Source organism: Kitasatospora sp. NPDC054768 (genome assembly GCF_053612025.1).
This window is the reverse complement of the sequence record NZ_JBSHBN010000235.1, coordinates 1-10,506: the sequence shown is the minus strand read 5'-3', so window position 1 is coordinate 10,506 and position 10,506 is coordinate 1. Positions and strand designations below refer to the sequence as shown.

The window sequence follows — 10,506 nt, the reverse complement described above, 5'->3', positions numbered from 1 at the left end:
TGTTCGCGGTCGAGGTGGCGTCCTTCCGGCTGCTCGAATCCTGGGGCGTGGTCCCGGACGTGCTGCTCGGCCACTCGATCGGCGAGGTGGCGGCCGCCCATGTGGCGGGCGTCCTCTCGCTGCCGGACGCGTGCGCCCTGGTGGCGGCGCGCGGTCGGCTGATGGACGCGCTGCCCGAGGGCGGGGCGATGCTCGCCGTGCAGGCCGCCGAGGCCGAGGTCCGTGACGCGGTCGGCGACCGGCTGGACGTGGCGGCCGTCAACGGCCCGACCTCCGTGGTGGTTTCCGGGCCGGCGGACGTGGTCGAGGAGTTCGCCGCGCGCTGGTCGGCCGAGGGCCGCAAGATCCGCCGGCTGACGGTCTCGCACGCCTTCCACTCGGCGCTGATGGAGCCGATGCTCGACGAATTCTCGGCCGTCCTGGCGGAGTTGACCTTCGCCGAGCCGCAGGTCCCGATCGTGTCGAACCTGACCGGCGGGATCGCCGAGCCGGGCCTGCTCGCCACCCCCGAGTACTGGGTGCGACAGGTCCGGGAGGCCGTCCGTTTCGCCGACGGCGTCGACGCCCTGCACCGCGAGGGCGTGACCCGTCTCGTCGAGCTGGGCCCGGACGGTGTGCTGACCGCGCTGGCCGCCCAGAGCACCCCTGACGTGGTCGGCGTGCCGCTGCTGCGCAAGGACCGGGACGGCCGCGAGACCGTCCTGACCGCGCTGGCCGCGCTCTGGACGGCGGGCGCCACGATCGACTGGTCCGCGCTGCTGCCCGCCTCCCGGCGCGTGCCGCTGCCGACCTACGCCTTCCAGCGCGAGCGCTACTGGCCGGAGGCGGCCGAGCCGACGAGCGTCGCGGCCGACCCGGCGGAGGCCCGGTTCTGGGCGGCGGTCGAGAACGAGGACCTGGCGGGCCTCGCCTCCACCCTGGACGCCGACCGGGCGCCCGAGGGTCTGGACTCCGTCCTGCCGGTGCTCACCGCCTGGCGGCGATCGCGCCGTCAGGACGCGGTGATCGACTCCTGGCGCTACCGGGCGACCTGGAAGCCGCTCGCCGGGCTCGTCGGGACCGGCCTCTCCGGGACGTGGCTGCTGGCCGCGCCGGAGGGCTCCGAGCCCGGGGCCGCGCTGGCCGCCGCGCTGGGGGAGGCCGGCGCCGAGGTGCTCCCGTTCGCCCTCGACGCCGTCCCAGCCGGGGTGGCCGGAATCGCCGGCGTCGTGGCGCTGCTTCCTTCGGACGCCCCGGTGTCCGGTGCGGTCGCGCTGCTGCGGGCGCTGGGCGGGGCGGGCGTCGACGCCCCGCTCTGGCTGGTCACCAGCGGTGCCGTCTCGATCGGCCGCTCCGACCCGCTGCGGGATCCCGTCCAGGCCCAGCTCTGGGGCCTGGGGCGGGTCGCGGCGCTGGAACACCCGCAGCGCTGGGGCGGTCTGATCGACCTCCCGGCCGTCCTCGACCCGCAGTCGGCCGAGCGTGCCGTCGCCGTCCTCGGCGGCGGCACCGGCGAGGACCAGGTGGCCGTGCGCGGCGCCGGGGCGTACGGCTGCCGCCTGGCGCGCGCCGCCTCCGGTGCCGCGCCCGCCGCGCCGTGGACGCCGTCCGGTCCGGTCCTGATCACCGGCGGCACCGGCGCGCTGGGCGCGGAGACGGCCCGCTGGCTGGTCGGCCGGGGAGTGCCGAAGCTGGTGCTGACCAGCCGCCGGGGCGCGGACGCGCCGGGCGCCGCCGCGTTGGCCGCCGAGCTGACCGAGGCGGGCGCCGAGGTCGTGGTGGCCGCCTGCGCGACGACCGACCGGGAGGCGCTGGCCGCGCTGCTCTCCGAGCACAGGCCGACCGGCGTGGTGCACGCGGCCGGGGTGGGCCAGGGCGCCGCACCGCTGGCGGACACCGACGAGGCGGAGATCGCCCGGGTGCTCGACGGCAAGGCCGTCGGCGCCGAACTGCTCGACGAGCTGACCGCCGATCTGGACCTCGATCTGTTCGTGGCCTTCTCCTCGGTCGCGGCGACCTGGGGCAGCGGTGGTCAGGGCGTCTACGCGGCGGCCAACGCCCACCTGGACGCGCTGGTGCTGCGGCGCCGGGCGCGGGGTCTGCGGGGCACGTCGGTGGCCTGGGGGCCGTGGGCCGGCGAGGGCATGGCCGCCCAGGGCGAGGCCGCCGAGCAGCTGCGCCGCCGTGGTCTGGCGGTGATGGACCCGCGTCTCGCGGTGCTGGCGCTGGCCCGTGCGGTGGACGGGGACGAGGGCTGTGTGACGGTCGCGGACGTGGACTGGCAGCGGTTCGCGCCGGCCTTCACCGCCGTCCGCACCAGTCGGTTGCTGGCGGAGCTGCCGGAGGCCGGCCGCGGGTCGGCGCCGGTGGCGGCGGTCGAGGGGGCCTCGGCCTTCCTGGACACCCTGGCGGCGGCCGCGGCCGGGCGCCGGGAGCGGATGCTGCTGGACCTGGTCCGGTCGTCCGCGGCGGCGGCGCTGGGCCACACGTCGGTGGAGGCGGTGGACGCCGGTCAGGCGTTCCGGGACCTCGGCTTCGACTCGCTGACGGCGGTGGCCCTGCGGAACCTGCTGGTGAAGGACACCGGGCTCGCCCTTCCGGCGACGCTGGCCTTCGACTATCCGACGCCGGCGGTGCTGGCGGCCCATCTGGCCGGGGAACTGCTGGAGTCGGTACCGGTGACGGTGGCGGCCGCGGAGGAGACCGGTGCGGCGGTGGCCGTCTCGGACGACCCGGTGGTGATCGTCGGCATGAGCGCCCGCTATCCGGGCGGGGTGCGTTCGGCCGCCGGGCTGTGGGACCTGGTGGCCGCCGGGGCGGACGGCGTCACCGGCTTCCCGGTGGACCGCGCCTGGTCGGTCGAGGGCATCGCGGCCGAGGCGGCGCGCGGCGGCTTCGTGGAAGGTGTGACGGAGTTCGACGCCGGGCTGTTCGGGATCTCGCCGCGCGAGGCGCTGGCGATGGACCCGCAGCAGCGGATCCTGCTGGAGGCGTCCTGGGAGGCCTTCGAGGACGCCGGGATCGACCCGCGCTCGGTGCGCGGCGAGCAGATCGGCGTCTTCGTCGGCGCCTCCAACTCCGGCTACAACGCGGTCGGCGGCCTGGAGGAGGCGAAGAGCCACGTCCTGGCCGGCTCGGCGAACAGTGTGATCTCCGGCCGGGTGTCGTACGTCTTCGGGCTGGAGGGTCCGGCCGTCACCGTGGACACGGCCTGTTCCTCCTCGCTGGTGGCCCTGCACTGGGCGGCGCAGGCGCTGCGCGAGGGCGACTGCGAGACGGCGCTGGTCGGCGGTGTGACGGTGATGGTGTCCCCGGCCGCCTTCGCCGAGTTCGACCGCCAGGGCGGGCTGTCCTCGGACGGCCGCTGCAGGTCCTTCGCCGCGGAGGCGGACGGTACGGGCTGGGGCGAGGGCGTCGGCGTCCTGGTGGTCGAGCGCCTCTCCACCGCCCGCCGCCACGGGCACCGGGTCCTGGCCATGCTGCGCGGCAGCGCGGTCAACCAGGACGGCGCCTCCAACGGCCTGACCGCCCCGAACGGTCCGGCTCAGCAGCGGGTGATCCGCCAGGCCCTGGCGAGTGCCGGGCTGTCGGCCGCCGAGGTGGACGCCGTCGAGGCGCACGGCACGGGCACCGTGCTGGGCGACCCGATCGAGGCGCAGGCGCTGCTGGCCACCTACGGCCGGGACCGCGACGGCGAGCCGCTCTGGCTCGGCTCGATCAAGTCCAACATCGGCCACACCCAGGCCGCCGCGGGCGTCGCGGGTGTCATCAAGATGGTGCAGGCGATGCGCCACGGCCTGCTCCCGGCGACCCTGCACGCGCAGCGGCCCAGCCCGAAGGTCGACTGGTCGGCCGGCGCGGTGGAACTGCTCACCGAGGCGCGCCCCTGGCCCGAGCTGGACCGGCCGCGCCGCTCGGCGGTGTCCTCCTTCGGCATCAGCGGCACCAACGCCCACGTCATCCTGGAGAGTGTGCCGTCGGCCCCGGTGGAGGAGCCGAAGGCGGCGCCGGTGCTGCCCGTCTGGGCCGTCTCGGCGAAGACCGCCGAGGGCCTGCGGGACCAGGCGCGGCGCCTGCGGGCGTTCGCCGAGCCCGGCGCGGACGTCCGGGACGTCGCCTGGTCGCTGGCCGGCACCCGGGCGGCGCTCGACCACCGGGCCGTGATCGTCGGCGCGGACCACGCCGAACTCCTGCGCGGCCTGGCCGCGTTGGCGGACGACGCACCCGACGCGGCGGTGGTCCGCGGCGCGGTCGCCGACCGTCGGACCGCCTTCCTGTTCACCGGTCAGGGTTCGCAGTACGCCGCCATGGGGCGGGGGCTGTACGAGGCCTTCCCGGTGTTCGCGGAGGCCTTCGACGCGGTCCGCGCGGAGCTGGACCTCCGGCTCGACCGGCCGCTCACCGACGCGGTGTTCGAGGGCATCGGCATCGACCGGACGGTGTGGGCGCAGGCCGGGCTGTTCGCGGTCGAGGTCGCCTCGTACCGGCTGCTCGAATCCTGGGGCGTGACCCCCGACTTCCTGCTCGGGCATTCGATCGGCGAGATCGCCGCCGCCCACGTCGCCGGGGTCTTCCCGCTGGCGGACGCGTGCGCCCTGGTGGCGGCGCGCGGCCGGTTGATGGACGCGCTGCCCGAGGGCGGGGCGATGCTGGCGGTGCAGGCCGCCGAGGCCGAGGTCCGCGCCGCGATCGGCGACCGGCTGGACGTCGCGGCCGTCAACGGCCCGACCTCCGTGGTGGTTTCCGGGCCGGCGGACGCGGTCGAGGAGTTCGCCGCGCGCTGGTCGGCCGAGGGCCGCAAGACCCGTCGGCTGACCGTCTCGCACGCCTTCCACTCGGCCCTGATGGAGCCGATGCTCGCCGAATTCGCCGCCGTGCTCGCGGAGTTGACCTTCAACGAACCGCGGATCCCGGTCGTCTCCAACCTGACCGGCGGGATCGCCGGGCCCGGGCTGCTCACCACCCCCGAGTACTGGGTGCGGCAGGTCCGGGAGGCCGTCCGCTTCGCCGACGGCGTCGAGACCCTGCACCGCGAGGGCGTCACCCGCTTCGCCGAGCTCGGCCCCGACGGCGTGCTGAGCGGACTGGCGCAGCAGAGCGTGGCGGACGGCGTGTTCGCGCCGCTGCTGCGCCGCGGCCGGGAGGACTCCCGGACCGCGCTGCGGGCGTTGGCCCGGCTGTGGGCGGACGGCGCCGAGGCCGACTGGTCCACGGTGCTGCCCGAGGGCCGACGGGTGGAGCTGCCGACGTACGCCTTCCAGCGGCAGCGGTTCTGGCCGCAGGCCGGTGCCGCCGAGCCCGTCGGCGACGTGGTGGAGGCCAGGTTCTGGGACGCGGTGGAGCGCGAGGACTTCGGCGATCTGGCCGACCTCCTGGACACCCCGGACCCCGCCGAGCTGCTCGGCGCGGCCCTGCCGGTGCTCTCCTCGTGGCGGCAGCGGCGCAAGGTCGACTCGGTGGTGGACTCCTGGCGCTACCGGGTGATGTGGCGGCCGCTCGGCGCCCCGGCCGGCGCCCCGGTGCTGACCGGCCGGTGGCTGCTGGCCGTCCCGCGGGCGGCCGCCGAGCACCCGCTGACCGAGGCCGTGGCGGCGGCGATCCGCTCGGCGGGCGCCGAGGTGGTCCGCTTCGAGCCCGTCGGCACCGACCGGGCGGCCCTGGCCGCGCAGCTCGCCGAGGCGGGCCCGGGCACGTTCGCCGGTGTGGTGTCGCTGGCCGCGCTCGCCGGGGAACCGGACCCGGACTCGGCGGTCTCGCCGGGCCTGGAGCTGACCCTGGCCCTGTTCCAGGCGCTCGGCGACGCGGGCGTCACCGCCCCGTTCTGGGCGCTGACCGCGCACGCGGTCTCCGTCGGCCGCTCGGACCGGGCCGCCGACGCCGGACAGGCGCAGGTGTGGGGCCTCGGCCGGGTCGCGGCGCTGGAGTCCCCGGACCGCTGGGGCGGTCTGATCGACCTGCCGTCCACGCCGGACGCCCGGGCCGGCACCCGGCTGGCCGCCGTGCTCGCCGGTGGCGGCGAGGACCAGGTGGCCGTGCGCGGCTCCGGCACGTACGGCCGCCGACTGGTCCGGGCGACGGCCGGCGCGGGCGCGCCGTCCTGGTCGCCGACCGCCGGGGGGACCGTCCTGGTCACCGGCGGGACCGGCGCGCTGGGCGCCGAGGTCGCCCGCTGGCTCGCCGACCACGGCGTCGCCCGGGTGGTGCTGACCGGCCGTCGCGGGGCGGCCGCGCCGGGCACGGCGGACCTGGTCGCGGAGCTCGCGGCGCGCGGCACCGAGGCCGTGGTCGCCGCCTGCGACGTGACCGACCGGACCGCACTGGCCGCGGTGCTCGCCGCGGTGCCGGCGGACCGCCCGCTGATCGGCGTGGTGCACGCCGCCGGCGTGCTGGACGACGGGGCGCTGGACGCGCTCACGCCGGAGCGCCTGAGGACGGTGCTGGCCGCGAAGGCGGCCGGCCTGGTCGTCCTGGACGAGCTGACGCGGGGCCACGAGCCGGAGTTCTTCGTCGCCTTCTCCTCGCTGGCGGGCGCCGTCGGCAGCGCCGGCCAGGGCAACTACGCCGCCGCCAACGCCTTCGTGGACGCCTGGATGGAGGGGCGGCGCGAGCGCGGCCTGCCGGGCGTCTCGGTCGCGTGGGGCCCGTGGGCGAACGAGGGCATGGCGGCCGACCCGGCCCTGGTGCAGCGGCTGCGGCGCGGCGGCCTGCCGCCGATGGACCCGGCGCTCGCCGTCACGGCACTCGCCCGGGCGATCGGCCACGACGGGGCCGCCCTGGTGGTCGCCGACGTCGACTGGTCGCTGTTCGCGGCCGGTGCGGGCGGGCTGCGGCCCGGCGCCCTGCTGGCCGACCTGCCGGAGGCCGCCTCGGCCACGGCCGGCACCCGCGGCGCCGGACCGGCCGAGGAGTTCCGGGCCGAGCTGGCGGCGGCACCCGGGAGCAGGCGCTCCGGGCTGCTGCTGGACGCCGTGCGGTCCTGGACCGCGGCGGTGCTCGGCCACGGCTCGCCGGACGCGGTCGGCGCCGAGCAGGCGTTCCGCGACCTCGGGTTCGACTCGGTGACGGCGGTGGAGTTCCGCAACCTGGCGAGCGCCCGGACGGGGCTGGCGCTGCCGGCCACCCTGGTCTTCGACCGTCCGACCCCGGCCGCACTGGCGCGCCATCTCGGCGAGCAGCTGTTCGGCGCGGCCGAACCGGCCGTGGCCGCCGAGGTCGCGGACCGCACCCGGGCCGAGGACGAGCCGATCGTGATCGTCGGCATGGCCTGCCGCTTCCCGGGCGGCGCCGGCTCCCCGGACGCGCTCTGGGAGCTGCTGTCCGACGGCGTCGACGCGATGACCGGCATCCCGACCGACCGCGGCTGGGAGGCCGGCTGGACGGGCGTGGACGCGGCCGCCCGGGGCGGATTCCTGGAGGGCGTGGCCGAGTTCGACGCGGGCCTGTTCGGGATCTCGCCGCGCGAGGCGCTGGCGATGGACCCGCAGCAGCGGCTGCTGCTGGAGGCCTCCTGGGAGGCCTTCGAGTCCGCCGGAGTGGACCCGAGGGCGATGCGCGGCCGGCCGGTCGGCGTCTTCGCCGGCACCAACGGCCAGGACTACCCGCTGGTGCTCGCCGCCTCGGAGGAGGACGTGGACGGCCACGTGGCCACCGGCAACGCCGCCTCCGTGCTCTCCGGCCGGATCTCGTACGCGTTCGGGCTGGAGGGCCCGGCGATGACCGTGGACACCGCCTGCTCCTCCTCGCTGGTCGCCCTGCACCTCGCGGCCCAGGCGCTGCGCCGCGGCGAGTGCGAACTGGCCTTCGCGGGCGGCGTCTCGGTGATGTCGACCCCGGTGGTGTTCGCGGAGTTCGACCGCCAGGGCGGCCTCGCGGCGGACGGCCGCTGCAAGGCCTTCTCGGCGGAGGCGGACGGTACGGGCTGGGGCGAGGGCGTGGGCGTGCTGCTGCTGGAGCGGCTGTCCGACGCGCGGCGCAACGGCCACCGGGTGCTCGCGGTGGTGCGGGGCAGCGCGGTCAACCAGGACGGCGCGTCCAACGGCCTCACCGCCCCCAACGGCCCGTCGCAGGAGCGGGTGATCCGCCAGGCGCTGGCGGACGCCGGGCTGTCGGCCGCCGAGGTGGACGTGGTCGAGGCGCATGGCACCGGTACCCGGCTGGGCGACCCGATCGAGGCCCAGGCGCTGCTGGCCACCTACGGCCGGGAGCGCACCGCGGAGCCCCTGCTGCTGGGCTCGGTGAAGTCCAACCTCGGGCACACCCAGGCCGCCGCCGGCGTCGCCGGGGTGATCAAGATGGTGCTGGCCCTGCGGCACGGCATCGTGCCGCCGACCCTGCACGTCGGCGAGCCGACCCCGCAGGTGGACTGGTCGGCGGGCGCGGTGGAGCTGGTGACGGAGCGCCGGGCGTGGCCCGCCGTGGACCGGCCGGCCCGCGCCGGTGTGTCCTCCTTCGGGATCAGCGGCACCAACGCCCACGTCATCCTGGAGGCAGCCGTCGAGCCGGACCCGGTGGAGGCCGCTTCCGCCGTCGAGTCGGACGCGCTGCCCTGGCTGCTGTCCGGGCGCTCGGCCGCGGCGCTCGCCGCCCAGGCCGGGCGACTGCGCTCCTTCGCGGAGCGGCGGGCCGAGCTGCGGCCGCAGGACGTGGCCCGGTCGCTGCTCTCCCGTGCCGGGCTGGAACACCGAGCGGTGGTGCTCGGCGCCGACCGGGACGCCCCGCTGGCGGCCCTGGCCGCGGGCCGACCGTCCGGCACTCTGGTGTCGGGCGTCGTGGCCGAGGGGCGGACGGCGTTCCTGTTCACCGGTCAGGGTGCGCAGCGGGTCGGGATGGGCCGGGAGTTGTACGAGGCGTTCCCCGCCTTCGCGGAGGCCTTCGACGCGGTCTGCGGGGAGCTGGACCTGCTGCTGGACCGGCCGGTCGGGGACGTGGTGTTCGAGGGCGTCGAGGATCTGGACCGGACGGTGTGGGCGCAGGCCGGGCTGTTCGCGGTCGAGGTGGCGTCGTTCCGGCTGCTCGAATCCTGGGGTGTGACGCCCGACTTCCTGCTCGGGCACTCGATCGGCGAGATCGCCGCGGCGCACTGCGCCGGCGTGTTCCCGCTGGCGGACGCCTGTGCGCTGGTGGCGGCGCGCGGCCGACTGATGGACGCGCTGCCGAGCGGCGGGGCGATGCTGGCGGTCGAGGCCGCCGAGGCCGAGGTCCGCGAGGCGATCGGCGGCCGCCTGGACGTCGCGGCCGTCAACGGCCCGACCTCCGTGGTGGTCTCCGGTTCGGTCGAGGCGGTGGAGGAGTTCGCCGCCCGGTGGCAGGCCGAGGGCCGCCGGATCCGCCGGCTGACCGTCTCGCACGCCTTCCACTCGGCCCTGATGGAGCCGATGCTCGCCGAATTCGCCGCCGTGCTCGGCGGGTTGACCTTCGCCGAGCCGAGCATCCCGGTCGTCTCCGACCTGACCGGGACGCTCGCCGAACCCGGGCTGCTCTCCGCACCGGACTACTGGGTCCGCCAGGTCCGCGAGGCCGTCCGCTTCGCCGAGGGCGTCACCCGCCTGGCGGAGCAGGGCGTCACCCGGTACCTGGAGCTCGGCCCCGACGGCGTGCTCTGCGGGCTGGCACAGCAGTCGGTCGCGGCGGGCACCTTCGCTCCGCTGCTGCGCAAGGGCCGCGAGGAGCGGGACACCGGCCTGGAGGCGCTCGCCCGGCTCTGGACGGCGGGCGCCGAGGTCGACTGGTCGGCCGTGCTGCCGGAGGGCCGCCGGGTGGACCTGCCGACGTACGCCTTCCAGCGGGACCGGTACTGGCCGCGGTTGCCGCTCGCGGCGGCCGGCCGGTCCGACGGTGCCGCCGCGGTCCTGGACGACTGCCTCTACCGGATCGACTGGAAGCCGGTCGAGGTCCCGCCGGCGCGGCTCGACGGCGGCTGGCTGCTGGTCACCGACACCGAGGACGACGGCGTGTTCGCGGACACCCTGCTCACGCGACTGCCCGCCGACACCGCCCCGGTCCGACTCGCCGTCGGCGACCTCGACCGGGAGCAACTGGCGGAGCGGCTGCGCGCGCTGGCCGAGAAGGCCCGCGGGATCGCCTACCTGCCCACCGGGCTGGACCGCGGTCTCGTGCTGCTGCACGCCCTCGGCGACGCGGAGCTGGAGGCGCCGCTGTGGATGGTCACCCGGGGCGCGGTGGCCGTGGACGCGGCGGACCGGGTCACCCGCCCCGAGCAGGCGCAGCTGTGGGGCTTCGGCCAGGCCGCGGCGCTGGAGCACCCGCGGAGCTGGGGCGGGCTGGTCGACCTGCCCGCCGAGCCGGACGCCGGCACCCTCGCGGCGCTCGCGGCGGTGCTCGACGGGGCCACCGGGGAGGACCAGCTCGCCCTGCGAGGTGAGCGGGTGCTCGCCCGCCGCCTGGTCCGCACCGACGCGGGAGCGGCCCCGGCGGAGCCCTGGCGGCCGTCGCGGCCCGGCACGGTGCTGGTCACCGGCGGTACCGGCGCGCTGGGCGCGGTCGTCGCCCGCTGGCTGGTCGGCCGGG

1 protein-coding gene is annotated in these 10,506 nt (G+C 77.1%); it reads left to right on the top strand.

Annotation, left to right across the window (positions count from 1 at the left end):
- Positions 1-10,506: type I polyketide synthase (locus ACWGKU_RS38495; protein WP_452191766.1), on the top strand; the 10,506-nt coding region annotated here is incomplete at both ends.